Origin of the sequence: Streptomyces sp. NRRL S-455, from assembly GCF_000717875.1 — a bacterium.
Lineage (GTDB): Bacteria > Actinomycetota > Actinomycetes > Streptomycetales > Streptomycetaceae > Streptomyces.
In genome coordinates this window covers 41,756-56,733 of the sequence record NZ_JOCT01000046.1, presented here as the reverse complement: position 1 = coordinate 56,733, position 14,978 = coordinate 41,756, and the positions used below count along the sequence as shown (strand labels likewise).

General features: G+C 69.3%; 12 protein-coding genes and 3 tRNA genes. 7 read left to right on the top strand and 8 right to left on the bottom strand.

Annotated features, from left to right (window positions below; all coding sequences use genetic code 11):
• Window positions 1-108: 108 nt before the first annotated feature.
• From IE97_RS0137130 to IE97_RS0137110, 5 genes are all read left to right on the top strand, one after another.
• Window positions 109-181 (top strand) — tRNA-Glu (locus IE97_RS0137130).
• Window positions 182-217: 36 nt separating this feature from the next.
• Window positions 218-292 (top strand) — tRNA-Asp (locus IE97_RS0137125).
• A gap of 279 nt (window positions 293-571) precedes the next feature.
• The gene (gene hrpA, locus IE97_RS0137120; RefSeq protein ID WP_030251648.1) at window positions 572-4,516 is read left to right on the top strand and encodes an ATP-dependent RNA helicase HrpA; all 3,945 of its coding nucleotides are present in this window, start codon (window positions 572-574) and stop codon (window positions 4,514-4,516) included.
• A 93-nt stretch (window positions 4,517-4,609) separates the two neighbouring features.
• Window positions 4,610-4,684 (top strand) — tRNA-Asp (locus tag IE97_RS0137115).
• Between the two features lie 210 nt (window positions 4,685-4,894).
• The gene (locus tag IE97_RS0137110; RefSeq protein WP_030251645.1) at window positions 4,895-5,095 is read left to right on the top strand and encodes a DUF6274 family protein; all 201 of its coding nucleotides are present in this window, start codon (window positions 4,895-4,897) and stop codon (window positions 5,093-5,095) included.
• 463 nt (window positions 5,096-5,558) lie between these two features.
• Here the strand turns inward: IE97_RS0137110 and bldC are convergent, their stop codons facing one another.
• Together bldC and IE97_RS0137100 are read right to left on the bottom strand one after the other, a co-directional pair.
• Window positions 5,559-5,765, bottom strand: a complete 207-nt coding sequence (gene bldC, locus IE97_RS0137105; protein WP_003949541.1) for a developmental transcriptional regulator BldC — start codon at window positions 5,763-5,765, stop codon at window positions 5,559-5,561.
• A gap of 597 nt (window positions 5,766-6,362) precedes the next feature.
• The gene (locus IE97_RS0137100) at window positions 6,363-7,208 is read right to left on the bottom strand and encodes a hypothetical protein (RefSeq protein ID WP_030251642.1); all 846 of its coding nucleotides are present in this window, start codon (window positions 7,206-7,208) and stop codon (window positions 6,363-6,365) included.
• A gap of 222 nt (window positions 7,209-7,430) precedes the next feature.
• Here IE97_RS0137100 and IE97_RS0137095 point away from each other — a divergent pair, with 222 nt between their 5' ends.
• Together IE97_RS0137095 and IE97_RS0137090 are read left to right on the top strand one after the other, a co-directional pair.
• The gene (locus tag IE97_RS0137095) at window positions 7,431-8,537 is read left to right on the top strand and encodes a Leu/Phe/Val dehydrogenase (protein ID WP_030251639.1); all 1,107 of its coding nucleotides are present in this window, start codon (window positions 7,431-7,433) and stop codon (window positions 8,535-8,537) included.
• A 306-nt stretch (window positions 8,538-8,843) separates the two neighbouring features.
• Window positions 8,844-9,089 (top strand): DUF3073 domain-containing protein, encoded by a 246-nt coding sequence (locus tag IE97_RS0137090; protein WP_030251636.1) that lies wholly within the window; start codon window positions 8,844-8,846, stop codon window positions 9,087-9,089.
• Window positions 9,090-9,169: 80 nt separating this feature from the next.
• On the opposite strand, the gene purM is transcribed toward IE97_RS0137090, so the two are convergent.
• From purM to IE97_RS0137060, 6 genes are all read right to left on the bottom strand, one after another.
• Complete coding sequence (gene purM / locus IE97_RS0137085; protein ID WP_030251633.1) at window positions 9,170-10,249, bottom strand: phosphoribosylformylglycinamidine cyclo-ligase; 1,080 nt, start codon at window positions 10,247-10,249, stop codon at window positions 9,170-9,172.
• Window positions 10,250-10,293: 44 nt separating this feature from the next.
• Window positions 10,294-11,823, bottom strand: a complete 1,530-nt coding sequence (purF, locus tag IE97_RS0137080) for an amidophosphoribosyltransferase (RefSeq protein WP_030251630.1) — start codon at window positions 11,821-11,823, stop codon at window positions 10,294-10,296.
• 62 nt (window positions 11,824-11,885) lie between these two features.
• A complete protein-coding gene (locus IE97_RS0137075; protein WP_030251626.1) occupies window positions 11,886-12,659 on the bottom strand; it encodes an META domain-containing protein in 774 nt (257 codons plus the stop codon).
• A gap of 37 nt (window positions 12,660-12,696) precedes the next feature.
• Window positions 12,697-13,494, bottom strand: a complete 798-nt coding sequence (locus IE97_RS0137070) for a maleylpyruvate isomerase family mycothiol-dependent enzyme (protein WP_030251623.1) — start codon at window positions 13,492-13,494, stop codon at window positions 12,697-12,699.
• A gap of 5 nt (window positions 13,495-13,499) precedes the next feature.
• Window positions 13,500-14,324 (bottom strand): M23 family metallopeptidase, encoded by an 825-nt coding sequence (locus tag IE97_RS0137065; RefSeq protein ID WP_030251620.1) that lies wholly within the window; start codon window positions 14,322-14,324, stop codon window positions 13,500-13,502.
• A gap of 39 nt (window positions 14,325-14,363) precedes the next feature.
• Window positions 14,364-14,864 (bottom strand): ArsR/SmtB family transcription factor, encoded by a 501-nt coding sequence (locus IE97_RS0137060; protein WP_030251617.1) that lies wholly within the window; start codon window positions 14,862-14,864, stop codon window positions 14,364-14,366.
• Window positions 14,865-14,978 lie beyond the last annotated feature (114 nt).

Sequence of the window (14,978 nt, the reverse complement as noted above, 5' to 3'; positions counted from 1 at the left end):
CACCCCCTCCGCGTCCCCCGCCCCCTAAACCGTTTTGGCGATACCTCCCGCCATCCCATATGCTTCTCACGTCCCCGACGCGCTGAGAAGCGCCCAGGCGGGCCGATAGCCCTCATCGTCTAGCGGCCTAGGACGCCGCCCTTTCAAGGCGGTAGCACGGGTTCGAATCCCGTTGGGGGCACGCACCACCCTGTGCGACACTGTCGTACGAAAGCTTGGTCCTGTGGAGCAGTTTGGAGTGCTCGCCACCCTGTCAAGGTGGAGGCCGCGGGTTCAAATCCCGTCAGGACCGCTGAGGTTTCACGTGAAACCTCATGGCTGGGTAGCTCAGTTGGTACGAGCGTCCGCCTGAAAAGCGCAGCTGGTTGGCGCGTCAACGGACAGTCAATTGGTCTCCGACCCCATCGCGCCGTTCCGAGGACGGACACCCCCCGGCGCGGCCCCGACCCACCACCCGGCGCAAGGCGCCACGCGCACCCCACCCCCGCCGCAGCAGGCACAACCCCGGCCAGACCGCCAGAGACAAAAGCGTTAGCCACGAAAATCCGAGGGATGAGATCCTGGACCGCGTATGTCTACGCAATCCGCCCCCGCACTCGGCGCCCTCGCCCCCCGCCTGACCGAGCTGTCCCTGCGCGACGCGCACCGGCTCGGGCGCAGGCTCGAAGGTGCGCGCAAGATCCGTAAGCCGGAGGCCCGGGCCGCCGTGCTGGCCGAGATCGAGGCGGAGGTCGTCAAGGGCGAGGAGCGGATGGCCGACCGGCGGGCTCGTGTGCCCGAGGTCACGTACCCGGAGCAGCTGCCGGTCAGCCAGAAGAAGGACGAGATCGCCGAGGCCATCCGCGACCACCAGGTCGTGATCGTGGCCGGCGAGACGGGCTCCGGCAAGACGACGCAGATTCCGAAGATCTGCATGGAGCTCGGCCGGGGCGTGCGCGGCATGATCGGGCACACGCAGCCGAGGAGGATCGCGGCCCGTACCGTCGCCGAGCGCGTGGCGGAGGAGCTGGACACCCCTCTCGGTGAGGCCGTCGGCTGGAAGGTCCGTTTCACCGACCAGGTCGACCCGGACGCCACCTTCGTCAAGCTCATGACGGACGGCATCCTGCTGGCCGAGATCCAGACCGACCGTGAGCTGCGCGCCTACGACACGATCATCATCGACGAGGCTCACGAGCGGTCGCTGAACATCGACTTCCTGCTGGGCTATCTCGCCCAGCTGCTGCCGAAGCGGCCCGACCTCAAGGTCGTCATCACCTCGGCGACGATCGACCCCGAGCGCTTCTCGCGGCACTTCGGTGACGCCCCGATCGTCGAGGTCAGCGGGCGGACCTATCCGGTGGAGGTCCGCTACCGCCCTCTCCTGGAAGAGGACTCCGACGACGCCGACCGCGACCAGATCACCGCGATCACCGACGCGGTGGAGGAGCTGCAGAAGGAGGGGAAGGGCGACATCCTGGTCTTCCTCTCCGGGGAGCGGGAGATCCGGGACACCGCGGACGCCCTGATCAAGAAGAACTACCGGTTCACTGAGGTCCTTCCGCTGTACGCCCGGCTCTCCCACGCCGAGCAGCATCGCGTCTTCCAGCCGCACACCGGCCGCAGGATCGTTCTGGCGACGAACGTCGCCGAGACGTCCCTCACGGTCCCGGGCATCAAGTACGTCATCGACCCCGGCTTCGCCCGCATCTCGCGCTACAGCCACCGCACCAAGGTGCAGCGGCTGCCCATCGAGCCGATCTCGCAGGCCAGCGCCAACCAGCGCAAGGGGCGCTGCGGGCGTACGTCGGACGGCATCTGCATCCGCCTCTACAGCGAGGACGACTTCAACGCCCGCCCGGAGTTCACGGACGCGGAGATCCTCCGTACGAACCTCGCCTCCGTCATCCTGCAGATGACCGCGGCCGGTCTCGGCGACATCGAGAAGTTCCCCTTCATCGACCCGCCGGACCACCGGAACATCCGCGACGGTGTGCAGCTCCTGCAGGAGCTCGGCGCACTGGACCCGGCGCAGAAGGACCCCCGCAAGCGGCTCACGGAGACCGGCCGCAAGCTCGCCCAGCTGCCCGTCGACCCGCGGCTGGCCCGGATGGTCCTGGAGGCGGACAAGAACGGGTGCGTGCGCGAGGTCATGGTGATAGCCGCCGCGCTGTCCATCCAGGACCCGCGCGAGCGCCCCGCCGACAAGCAGACCCAGGCCGACCAGCAGCACGCCCGCTTCAAGGACGAGACCAGCGACTTCCTGGCCTACCTCAACCTCTGGCGGTACATCCGCGAGCAGCAGAAGGAGCGGGGCTCGTCGTCCTTCCGCCGGATGTGCAAGCAGGAGTACCTCAACTTCCTTCGCATCCGTGAATGGCAGGACATCTACAGCCAGTTGCGCACGGTCGCGAAGCAGATGGGCATCCACCTCAACGAGGACGACGCCCCGGCCGACCGCATCCACGTCTCGCTCCTCGCCGGGCTGCTGTCCCACGTCGGCATGAAGGACGTGAAGGAAGGCGCCAAGAACGAGTACCTGGGCGCGCGGAACGCCAAGTTCGCGATCTTCCCGGGCTCGGCGCTCTTCAAGAAGCCCCCGCGTTTCGTGATGTCGGCCGAACTCGTCGAGACGTCCCGCCTCTGGGCCCGCGTCAACGCGAAGATCGAGCCGGACTGGGTCGAACCTCTCGCCCAGCACCTCGTCAAGCGCACCTACAGCGAGCCGCACTGGGAGAAGGACCAGGCCGCGGTGATGGCGTACGAGAAGGTCACGCTGTACGGCGTCCCGATCGTGGCGCAGCGGAAGGTCAACTACGGCCGGATCGATCCGGAGGTCAGCCGCGAGCTGTTCATCCGGAACGCGCTCGTCGAGGGCGACTGGCGCACGCACCACAAGTTCTTCGCGGACAACCGCAGGCTTCTCACCGAGGTCGAGGAGCTGGAGCACCGGGCCAGGCGCCGGGACATCCTGGTCGACGACGAGACGCTGTTCGACTTCTACGACCAGCGGATCCCCGAGCATGTCGTCTCCGGCGCGCACTTCGACTCCTGGTGGAAGCGCAAGCGCCACGAGCAGCCCGACTTCCTCGACTTCGAGCGCGAGATGCTCATCAACGAGAGGGCGGGCGAGGTCACCAAGGCCGACTATCCGGATTCCTGGCGCCAGGGGAACCTCAAGTTCCGTGTGACGTACCAGTTCGAGCCGGGCGCGGACGCCGACGGCGTGACGGTGCACATCCCGCTCCAGGTGCTCAACCAGGTCACCGAGGAGGGCTTCGACTGGCAGATCCCGGGTCTGCGGGAGGAGCTCGTCACAGAGCTCATCCGGTCCCTGCCGAAGCCGATCCGCCGCAACTACGTGCCCGCGCCGAACTTCGCGAAGGCGTTCCTGGACAAGGCGGCGCCCCTCCAGGAACCGCTCACGACGACGATGACCCGCGAGCTGCGGCGCATGGTCGGCGTGCCGTTCGAGGCGGACGACTTCGACTGGTCCAAGGTCCCCGACCATCTGCGGGTCACGTTCCGGATCGTCGACGAGCGGCGGCGCAAGCTCGCGGAGGACAAGGATCTGGAGGCGCTGAAGCTGCGGCTGCGGCCCAAGGCGCGCAAGGCGCTCTCCCAGGCGGCCGCGGCCACCGCGGAGCGCCGGGGTGGCGAGTCGTTGGAGCGCAAGGGCCTCACCGACTGGACGATCGGCACGCTGACCCGGGTCTTCGAGACACGGCGGGCCGGGCAGCCGGTGAAGGCGTACCCGGCGCTGGTCGACGACGGTGACACGGTCTCCGTACGACTCTTCGACACGGAGGCCGAGCAGGGGCAGGCGATGTGGAAGGGCACCCGCCGGCTGATCCTGCGCAACATCCCGGTGAATCCGGCGAAATTCGCGAGCGATCGCCTGACGAACGCGCAGAAGCTCGCGTTGTCCTCGAATCCGCACGGCTCCGTCCAGGCCCTGTTCGACGACTGTGCGATGGCGGCAGCCGACAAGCTGATCGCGGACTTCGGCGGGCCGGCGTGGGACGAGGAGTCGTACCGGAAGCTGTACGACAGGGTGCGCGCCGAGATCGTCGACACGACCGTCCGTACGGTGGGTCAGGTGCAGCAGGTGCTGGCGGCGTGGCAGGCCTGTGAGCGCCGTCTGAAGGCCGTACGGAGCCCCGCGTTGCTGCCGAACCTCCAGGACGTACGGAAGCAGCTGGACGGCCTCGTGAAGCCGGGCTTCGTGACGGAGGCGGGGTTGCGGCGTCTGCCGGATCTGATGCGCTACCTGGTCGCGGCGGACCGCCGCCTCCAGCAGATGCCGACGAACGTCCAGCGGGACACGACGCGGATGCAGAAGGTCCAGGAGATGCAGGACGAGTACGCCTGGCTCCTGGAGCAGATGCCGCAGGGCCGGCCGGTCCCGTCGTCGGTCCTGGACATCCGCTGGATGATCGAGGAGCTCCGGGTCAGCTACTTCGCCCACGCGCTGGGCACGGCGTACCCCGTTTCCGACAAGCGGATCGTGAAGGCGATCGACGCGGCAGTTCCGTGATCACGTGTGTACGGGGGGTGAGTTCGACCAGGACCCCCCGCTCCTGTACAGTCTCTTCTCGCAGCGCAACGCAGGAATAGCGCCGCGAAACCTGGTCCTGTGGAGCAGTTTGGAGTGCTCGCCACCCTGTCAAGGTGGAGGCCGCGGGTTCAAATCCCGTCAGGACCGCAGTGAAGCGAATGAGCCCGCGTCTCGCAAGGGACGCGGGCTCATTCGTGTGGACCGCAGCGCGAGAGCCCGGATCTTCGGATCCGGGCTCTCGCGTGTTCCGACCTCCGGGTAACTCCCTGCGGTCTCTCGCGCCGTCTTGACGGCCTCTCATCGGGTCGGTACCCAGAGACCAGGGCCGTTCTCCGTGCGGCCCCCTGGAGGTGGCGTATGGCGGCATCGGCTAGGCACGAGACGCGGGCCCTGCTCCGCGCGCACCTGTCGGCCGCGTCGTCGTACCGGCACCTCACTCGTCACTGTCCGATCTGCCACCACCTGCTGCGCCTGGCGATGGAAACGCTGGAGTCCGCCCCGCGCGCCGCGCAGGCCTCCGAGGAGGACGTCGAGGACCAGAGCCCGGCGCGGGCGTGATCGGTGGCCGGCCCCAACGCCCTTGCACACGTGGGCTGCTGGAGGCGGAGGTTCCTCTACCGCACCGGCGTGAGGGCTAACAAGCCGCTCGGTATGTGACGGGTGTCACCGCATGAGTTTTGAAAAGTGCGGTACTTACTCCCCACCTACAAGGGGTCAATTTAATATGTGCAATTGCACCAGTCTGGTGGTGCCGCACACAGGTGATTCGACACCCCTCCCCAGACTCCGACAAGCCCGCTCACCGCGGGCCCGTCCGGTCGGCAGCCGACGCACAAAAAAGATCGCGCTGGACCCGGCGGAGTCCAGCGCGACCGACGACGCACCCTGTTATGTGCCTGAAGAGCTCTGACCGGCGTGGGCGTGGGGCCTGTTGGGGCAGGACCCGCGTCGCTTGGAGCTGTGGTTCCGGGCGCCTCGGCCGATGGGGGGACCAGCCGGTTTCGCCCGGTTATTCAGTTGTTCAGGCCTCGCTGCGCTGCTGCGGAATGCCCGCGAGCAGAGCGCGGACCTCTGCCTCGCGGTAGCGGCGATGCCCGCCGAGCGTGCGGATCGACGTGAGCTTGCCGGCCTTCGCCCACCGCGTGACCGTCTTGGGGTCGACGCGGAACATGGTGGCGACCTCAGCCGGGGTCAGCAGCGGCTCGGCATCAGGGGTGCGAGCGGTCATGAGCGGCCTCCTCGGGAGAACCGAACCTTCTCGGTTCTTTCCTCTAAATTCTGCACCTTGACCCGCGTTGCCCGAAATGGCGGACGCGAGTCGAGTCGGTTATAGGACGAACGGCTTGTCCTCGGCACTACAACTACACCATCTGTCCAGCCGCGTCGGCCAAACCGATGGAATTGCCCTCCCAGGTGTTCATCAGCGACGGAAGCCGATGGACCATGCCATAGCGGACAGTCACGCCGCTGTGACGATCAGTCACAGCGGCGCTCAGGAGTCACAGACCCCCCAAAGCGTGCAATGCTGAGATTCCGCCCACACTGCAACGCAATGGGACGGAAGGAGCCCCCCGGACTCCTTGTCCTATTTTGGCATGAGGAGGGGCAAGGGGCGCAAGAGCCGCGTACGTGTAGTCCGTCACGCTTGGCCTACTTGAGCGGTACGCCCGGATCGAAACCTGTGTCCGGTGTTGACGAGGTCTCAGCTGACGCGGGAGGACTTTTCAGGAACGTCAGTGCGAGGACGAAACCCCAAAACGGGCGGTACGTCAAACCTCAGTTCGTGACCGATCGGGAGCGGTCCGTAGGAGCCTGAGGTCAGAGGTCAGTTCGCCGACCGAAGATCCCGTACGGAACGCCACCGCTCGACGAGCCGGGCGTACGCCGCCCCCGCGGTGTCTCCGTCCCCCCGGCGCAGCGCGGCGATGCCCTCGGCCACGTCCGCCGCCGAATGGTCGTCCTCGAGCGATCCGGCCGGCAGGGCGTGCACCAGGCCGCCGTAGTCCAGCTCCACGAGCGAGCGCGGGTGGAACTCCTCCAGCCAGCGCCCGACGTCGATCAGGCCGTCGATCAGCGGCCCCTCGTCCATGGCCTCCTTCAGGGCCCTGAGGCCCCGGGCCACCCGCCGCCGGGCCTGGACCATGGGCGTGCGGTAGCGCAGCACCGGCGGGCCGGCCACGCTGCCGCCCTTGTCGTACTCGCGCTCCTCGTCGGAGACCAGCACGAACCAGTTGATCGGCACCTGCCAGGTCGCCGTGCGGATCCACGGCCGGGCGTCCGGGTTGATCGCCAGCCAGCGCTCGTAGTCCTGGGCGGCCTGGCGGCGCAGGACGGGCGGCAGGACGGCGTCCAGGACCGGCGGCGGGAGTTCCTCGGAGAGTTCGTCCAGGGCCAGCCAGCCGCGCAGCCTGGTGCGCCAGGGGCAGACGCAGACGACGCCGTCCACCTCGAGCACGAAGGCGTCCTCACTCTCGTGCACCGGCACCGGGACCGGCGGAGTGGGGGCCAAGTCGGCCAGGGCCCGGCGGAGTTCGTCCTGGTACGAGGGGCGGTCCGGACGGCGGGCGTAGCGGGCCCACTGGCTGCGCTCCGGCTCGGGGAAGGCGGCCAGCGGTTCGTACACGCGGAGGTAGCTCGCGTAGGGGACGATCACCGAGGACACCTTGGGCACGCCTGCTCCCTCCCCCGCGCTCCGTCGCGAAAACCTGCGGGACCCACTCACAAACGCACGGGAAATCTATGCAAATCGTCGCACGTGCGTACTCCAGTCGGAGGTGATCCTGTGCACTGTGCGGCCTGCGGGGCCCCCAGGCTCTAATCTCATGCTCAACAGTCCCCGCCACCCGCACGAGGGCTGGTCTCCACCCGCCGAACCTACTCAGGAGTCACCACAGTGACCGACGTAACCGGCGCGCCTGCTGATGTACTGCACACCCTGTTCCACTCGGACCAGGGGGGTCATGAGCAAGTCGTGCTCTGCCAGGACCGCGCGAGCGGCCTCAAGGCCGTCATCGCCCTCCACTCCACCGCCCTGGGCCCCGCGCTCGGCGGTACGCGCTTCTACCCGTACGCGAACGAGGCGGAGGCCGTCGCCGACGCGCTGAACCTCGCCCGCGGGATGTCGTACAAGAACGCCATGGCCGGTCTGGACCACGGCGGCGGCAAGGCCGTGATCATCGGCGACCCGGAGAAGATCAAGACCGAGGAGCTGCTCCTCGCCTACGGCCGGTTCGTGGCCTCCCTCGGCGGCCGGTACGTCACCGCCTGCGACGTCGGCACGTACGTCGCCGACATGGACGTCGTGGCCCGTGAGTGCCGCTGGACGACCGGGCGCTCCCCGGAGAACGGCGGCGCCGGGGACTCCTCGGTCCTCACCGCCTTCGGCGTCTACCAGGGCATGCGGGCCTCCGCGCAGCACCTGTGGGGCGATCCCTCGCTGCGCGGGAGGCGGGTCGGCATCGCCGGCGTCGGCAAGGTCGGCCACCACCTGGTGGAGCACCTGCGGGCGGAGGGCGCCGAGGTCGTCATCACCGACGTGCGCGAGGACGCCGTGGGGCGGATCCTCGCCGCGCACCCGACGGGTGTGACGGCGGTCGCCGACACCGCGACCCTGATCCGCGTCGAGGGCCTCGACATCTACGCCCCGTGCGCGCTCGGCGGCGCCCTGAACGACGACACGGTGCCGGCACTGACCGCCAGGGTGGTCTGCGGCGCCGCCAACAACCAGCTCGCCCACCCGGGTGTGGAGAAGGACCTCGCCGACCGCGGGATCCTCTACGCGCCGGACTACGTGGTGAACGCCGGCGGCGTCATCCAGGTGGCCGACGAGTTGCACGGCTTCGACTTCGAGCGGTGCAAGGCGAAGGCGGCGAAGATCTTCGACACCACGCTGGCCATATTCGCACGTGCGAAGGAAGACGGTATTCCGCCGGCCGCCGCGGCCGACCGGATCGCCGAGCAGCGGATGCACGACGCGGCCGCGGCTCGCCGGGCCCACTAGGCGGCGCTTCCCCGGGGGCCTCGCACGTTTGGCCGGTACCCGCCGGTGGGCAGTTAGAGAGAACTCTCACTTCTACCGGCGGGTCGACCGCCGATAAGTGGTTAAAATCGCGGTTGACCAGCGAGGACGGGGCACCTCGAAGGTCCTGGGCACGGGCAGGTCATGCGGGCGACGTACCGTATGGGCGCGGGCTCAGGTACCGTGGAAGCCCTACGGACCGGTCTCTCCGCGGAGAGTCCGTGCCGGACCATGAACGCGTGTCAAGACTCTGGGGCCGTCGAGCCCCGTCGTTGAGGGGGTCGAGCCATGGGGCGCGGCCGGGCCAAGGCCAAGCAGACGAAGGTCGCCCGCCAGCTGAAGTACAACAGCGGTGGGACTGACCTCTCACGCCTGGCCGAGGAGCTGGGTGCATCGCCTTCGAATCCGCAGCCGCCTAACGGCGAGCCGTTCGAAGACGATGAGGACGACGACCTGTACGCACGGTACGCCGACCTCTACGAGGACGACGACGACGAGGACGACCAGTCCTCGCAGCATCGTCGCGGCGCTTGACCTTGCACTGAGCACTCACCCGGTCGGCGACTTCGGTCACCGACCGGGTTCTGTGCTGCGCGCAAAGTCACGACCCGTGCTCAGCTCGCGTAGTCACCGATCAGGGCGGCACCGGTGGTGTGCTCGCCCCGGTCCGTGATCTCGCCTGCCACCCACGCGTCGACCCCACGGTCGGCGAGGGTCGCCAGGGCCACGTCCACGGACTCCTGCGGCACGATCGCGATCATGCCGACGCCCATGTTCAGGGTCTTCTCCAGCTCCAGGCGCTCGACCTGACCCGTCCGTCCGACGAGGTCGAAGATCGGGGCCGGGGTCCAGGTGGAGCGGTCGACGACCGCGTGGAGCTCGTCGGGGATGACCCGGGCCAGGTTGGCCGCGAGTCCGCCGCCGGTGACGTGGCTGAAGGCGTGCACCTCGGTGGTGCGCATCAGGGCCAGGCAGTCCAGCGAGTAGATCTTCGTCGGCTCGAGCAGTTCCTCGCCGAGGGTGCGGCCGAGCTCGTCGATGTGGGTGTCCAGCGCGAGACCGGCCTGGTTCAGCAGGACATGCCGGACGAGGGAGTACCCGTTCGAGTGAAGACCGGAGGACGCCATGGCGATCACCGCGTCACCCGTCCGGATACGATCCGCGCCGAGCAGCCGGTCGGCCTCCACGACGCCCGTGCCGGCGCCGGCGACATCGAAGTCGTCCTCGCCCAGCAGACCCGGGTGCTCGGCCGTCTCACCGCCGACCAGGGCGCAGCCGGCCAGCACACAGCCCTCGGCGATGCCCTTGACGATGGCGGCGACCCGCTCGGGGTGGACCTTGCCGACGCAGATGTAGTCGGTCATGAACAGCGGCTCGGCGCCGCACACCACGATGTCGTCCATGACCATGGCGACCAGGTCGTGGCCGATGCTGTCGTAGACGCCCATCTGCCGGGCGATGTCGACCTTGGTGCCGACACCGTCCGTGGCGGAGGCCAGCAGGGGCCGCTCGTAGTTCTTCAGGGCGGAGGCGTCGAAGAGTCCGGCGAAGCCGCCGAGGCCGCCGAGGACCTCGGGGCGCTGGGCCTTCTTCACCCACTCCTTCATGAGTTCGACGGCGCGGTCGCCGGCTTCGATGTCGACGCCCGCGGCTGCGTAGCTGGCGCCGCCCTCGGCACTGGGGTTCTCAGACATGGCTGTGAGAGCTTTCGTGTCGTACGGCAGGTGATACGGGCTGACTACGGGCGGCGGATCGCGTCGGCGGCGGCCGTGGCGGCCGGGCCGGCGGCCAGCTCGGTCTCCAGGAGCTGCTTGCCGAGCAGCTCGGGGTCCGGGAGGTCCATCGGGTACTCGCCGTCGAAGCAGGCGCGGCAGAGGTTCGGCTTGGCGATGGTGGTCGCCTCGATCATGCCGTCGATGGAGATGTACGCCAGGGAGTCGGCGCCCATGGAGGTGCCGATCTCGTCGACGGTCATGCCGTTGGCGATGAGCTCGGCGCGGGTGGCGAAGTCGATGCCGAAGAAGCAGGGCCACTTCACGGGCGGCGAGGAGATCCGGATGTGGACCTCGGCGGCGCCCGCCTCGCGGAGCATGCGGACCAGGGCCCGCTGGGTGTTGCCGCGCACGATCGAGTCGTCGACGACGACCAGGCGCTTACCCTTGATGACTTCCTTCAGCGGGTTCAGCTTCAGGCGGATGCCCAGCTGGCGGATGGTCTGCGAGGGCTGGATGAACGTGCGGCCGACGTAGGCGTTCTTCACCAGGCCGTTGCCGAAGGGGATGCCGGAGGCCTCCGCGTAGCCGATGGCGGCGGGGGTGCCGGACTCCGGGGTCGCTATGACCAGGTCGGCCTCGACCGGGGCTTCCTTGGCCAGGCGGCGGCCCATCTCCACACGGGAGAGGTAGACGTTCCGGCCGGCGATGTCGGTGTCCGGGCGGGCCAGGTACACGTACTCGAAGACGCAGCCCTTGGGCTTCGCGTCCGCGAAGCGGGAGCTGCGCAGGCCGTTCTCGTCGATGGCGACGAACTCGCCCGGCTCGATCTCGCGGACGAAGCTGGCGCCGCAGATGTCGAGGGCCGCGGACTCGGAGGCGACGACCCAGCCGCGCTCCAGCCGGCCGAGGACCAGCGGACGGATGCCCTGCGGGTCACGGGCGGCGTACAGGGTGTGCTCGTCCATGAAGACGAGGGAGAAGGCGCCCTTGACCTGCGGGAGGACGCTGTGGGCGGCCTCCTCGATGGTCAGCGGCTTGCCGTCCTCGTCCGTCTGGGCCGCGAGGAGCGCGGTGAGCAGATCGGTGTCGTTGGTCGCCGCGACGCGCGGGGTGCGGCCGCCCTCCTGCTTGGGCAGGTCGGCGACCATCTCGGCGAGCTGGGCGGTGTTGACGAGGTTGCCGTTGTGGCCGAGCGCGATGGAGCCGTGCCCGGTCGCGCGGAAGGTCGGCTGGGCGTTCTCCCACACGGACGCACCGGTGGTCGAGTAGCGGGCGTGACCGACCGCGATGTGACCCTGGAGCGAGCCGAGGGAGGTCTCGTCGAAGACCTGGGAGACCAGGCCCATGTCCTTGAAGACGAGGATCTGTGAGCCGTTGCTGACCGCGATTCCCGCGGATTCCTGGCCTCGATGCTGGAGGGCGTAGAGCCCGAAGTACGTGAGCTTGGCGACCTCTTCGCCCGGAGCCCAGACACCGAAGACGCCACAAGCGTCCTGGGGGCCCTTCTCACCGGGGAGCAGGTCGTGGTTGAGTCGTCCGTCACCACGTGGCACGCCACCGAGTGTAGGCGAGGTCGACCACTGGTCCGAATTGGGGATACCGGACTTTTCGTGGATCACTGCCCGGCGGCGGCCCGTACCTTCATGCCGTTCTCGCTGGTCAGGGTGAGGGTTTGGTGATCGACTCGGTACTTCAGCTCGCCGTCGAAAATGCGCAGCAGGGCCTTCTCGTCGGCCATGAGTGAGTCTTCGCACATCATTCGGGTCGTGGCCGGGGGGCCGAGGGTGATATCGCCGTCGCGCACGGTGGCCTCGGCGTTGACCTTGTTGCAGCCCAGGCTGCCGGAGACGGTGCCCTTCTTCTCGTCGAAGGTGAGGTGGGCGCGGCCGTCGGCCTTCGGGGTCGTGACGGTCCACTTGGTGCCGCTCAGCGGGGCGTCCTGGGCCTTGGTCAGGCGGACGGTGTCCCCCTGCTCGGTGGTGAGGGTGAGGCGGTCGCCGTCCACCCTGGCCTCGAACTCCTGGTCGAAGAGCGTGCGTGCGAGGGTCTCCTCGAACGCCATGGGCTTGTTCTCGCAGGCCATCTCCGTGGCCATGGTCTTGCTGAGCCGGACGCGGTCGCCGTCGACGGTGGCCTCGGCGCCGAAGTTGTTGCAGCCGAAGCTGCCCTCGGCGCGGCCCTTGTCGATGGTCATGTGGGCGCCCGTGGGTGCCTTCTGGGTCCTGCCGTCGGCGGTGACGCTGTCCACGTTCCACCGCACGCCGGTCACCGGCTTGCCGGCACCGACCGTGGCGCTGCCGCCGTCCGCGTTCTCGCTGCCACAGGCCGCCATGAGCGGGACGAGCATGGCGGCGGCCGTCAGGGTGATGCGCTGCTTCTGCCTGTCCATGCCGCTTCGACGGGGGACCCGGGGGGATCGGTTCCCCTTATGCCATCAGCGGCAGGCAGGCCGACAGGTCCGCTCGCTCCCCACTGGCGCTGACCAGCGCGTCCTCGATCGCCTGCTGCCAGGTCAGCCGCCCGGTCGCCAGCCGGAGCCAGGTCAGCGGGTCCGTCTCGACCACGTTGGGCGGGGTGCCCCGGGTGTGCCTCGGCCCCTCCACGCACTGCACGACCGCGTACGGCGGCACCCGCACCTCCGTCGACCCGCCGGGCGCCTTCACGGCCAGCGCGTCGGCGAGCAGCCGGGTGGCCGCGGCGAGGGCCTGACGGTCGTAGGGGATGTCCAGGCCGGGGACGGCGGCGTTCAGGTCGTCGGTGTGGACGACGAGTTCGACGGTGCGCGTGACGACGTAGTCGGCCAGTGGCAGGGCGCCCGCGCTGGTCGGGAGCAGCCGGGCGGCGGGGTGCGCGTCGAGGTTCGCGGTGAAGCGGCGCTCGGCGCCGGCGAGGTGGGTGTCGAGGTCCGGGTGCTCCTCGGCCAGGCGGCGGGCCGTGCCGGCGATGGCGGGGGCGTCGGCGGCGATGGCGAAAGCCCAGTCGACCAGCCGGCCGTCCTGCTTCGCGGGCTCGGGCTCCGCGAGCAGCCGGTCCACCGCGTCCAGGGCCATGGCGCAGTGCGCGGCCAGGTCGCGCACGGTCCAGTCGCCGAGGCGGGTGGGCAGGGCGAGCATGCCGGGAGTGAGGGTGCCCACGGCCCGGCGTATGTTCCCGTACTGCGCGAGTACGGCCGTGCGGGTCCTGGCGGGGTCATAGCTGCGGGTGCGCTTCTTGGCCGGGGGCATGGGCGTCAGCCTAGGGCGGCGGCTTCGGAGGGCGCCTCGAAGGTCTCCCCGTTGCGCGGCACACCGATGCCGGTCCAGGTGAAGGGGACGCCCCGGGCCGCGTCCGGGCCGTCCATCAGCTGGAAGTGCAGGTGCGGCTCGGTCGAGTTGCCGGAGTTGCCGCAGCGGGCGAGGAGCTGTCCGGCGCGGACACGGTCGCCCTCCCGGACGGTGAGGGAGCCGCGCCGGAGGTGGGCGTAGGCGGCGTAGGTGCCGTTGCCGAGGTCGAGGATGACGTGGTTGCCGAGGATGCGGTGCACGCCGGACACCTCCCGCACGATCCCCTCGGGAACCATGAGATACAGCAGTGCGGGCAGGGAGTTGCGGCTCAGGTGGTCGCGCCGGCCGCCTTCTGCTCGTACGACCGTCGCGTCGGCGACCGCCAGGATGGGAGCGCCGAAGGCCGGAAAGGCCTCGGGGCGGCGGGCGATGGGCCAGAGCCAGCGGAAGCGTGGGCGGGCACCTGGCTCGGGCTCGGCGAGGATGTCGATGGCGAACGTCTGGCCGTAGCTGTGTACGCCGTGGCTCGGGGTCCGGTCGGCCGGGCTGTTCAGCGCGGACCAGCGGCCGGCGACGGGCGGCGCGACCTCAACGGGCTCGCGGGCCGCGGGTGGCTTGTCCGGGGCACCGCCCCACCGGTTCACCAGGAAGATGACCGCGTACGCCAGGGCCGCCGGCAGGAAGTACCAGGGAAAGCCGACCAGGCCGAAGAAGAGGTCGGCCGCCACCAGACCGAAGAAGACCAGCCACAGAAGGCGGTAGGTCACCATGCCGAGCTTGCGTGCGGACATCCTGTTTCCCCCCAGTTCTTTCACGGTCGTGCAGGTCTCTTACGGTCGTGCCGTCGCCACCGCCACCAGCAGCGGTACGACCCGCTCCGGTGGCACCTCGTAGCGGCCCCGGCCACTCGTGCGCAGCCAGCCCGTACCGGTGAGCTGGCGCAGGTGGTGGTAGATCTGGCCGGTCGTACCGACCTCGTCCAGCTCGGCGAGGTCGGCTGCGGTGCGGCGGCCGCCGAGGACCTCGCGCAGGAGACGGAGCCGGACCGGGTGGCCGAGGGCCGCGAAGGACTCGGCGGCCACCGTCCAGTCCTCCTCCAGCAGCCCCTCCGTCAGGGCTCCCATCTGCCAGGCGTACTCCTCGCCCGTCGGCAGGCGTACGGAGCCGGTGTAGAGGACACCTCCGTCTGCCGCGCCCACCTCGGACAGCTGCTCCTTCAGCCCGTTCAGGGCCCAGAAGTCGCTCTCGTCGAGGCGGGGTGCGTCGCGCTGGGCGCCTTCCAGAGCGGCCAGACGGCGCTCGAGGTCGGCGACGCGTTCTTCGAGTTCCACTCCTACGACATTACGGAACAACGTAATTACGTGCAAGCTGATCGGGCACCCGGTCCCGACACGACGGAGTCCCCGCCCGGCGAACCGAGCGGGGACTCCTCGAGGCTGGGCCGG

What these genes read in the sequence shown, in the direction of transcription:
- hrpA (WP_030251648.1), top strand. Translation starts at nt 572, where the DNA reads ATGTCTACGCAATCCGCCCCCGCACTCGGCGCCCTCGCCCCCCGCCTG.
- IE97_RS0137110 (WP_030251645.1), top strand. Translation starts at nt 4,895, where the DNA reads ATGGCGGCATCGGCTAGGCACGAGACGCGGGCCCTGCTCCGCGCGCAC.
- bldC (WP_003949541.1), bottom strand. Translation starts at nt 5,765, where the DNA reads ATGACCGCTCGCACCCCTGATGCCGAGCCGCTGCTGACCCCGGCTGAG.
- IE97_RS0137090 (WP_030251636.1), top strand. Translation starts at nt 8,844, where the DNA reads ATGGGGCGCGGCCGGGCCAAGGCCAAGCAGACGAAGGTCGCCCGCCAG.
- purM (WP_030251633.1), bottom strand. Translation starts at nt 10,249, where the DNA reads ATGTCTGAGAACCCCAGTGCCGAGGGCGGCGCCAGCTACGCAGCCGCG.
- IE97_RS0137075 (WP_030251626.1), bottom strand. Translation starts at nt 12,659, where the DNA reads ATGGACAGGCAGAAGCAGCGCATCACCCTGACGGCCGCCGCCATGCTC.
- IE97_RS0137070 (WP_030251623.1), bottom strand. Translation starts at nt 13,494, where the DNA reads ATGCCCCCGGCCAAGAAGCGCACCCGCAGCTATGACCCCGCCAGGACC.
- IE97_RS0137065 (WP_030251620.1), bottom strand. Translation starts at nt 14,324, where the DNA reads ATGTCCGCACGCAAGCTCGGCATGGTGACCTACCGCCTTCTGTGGCTG.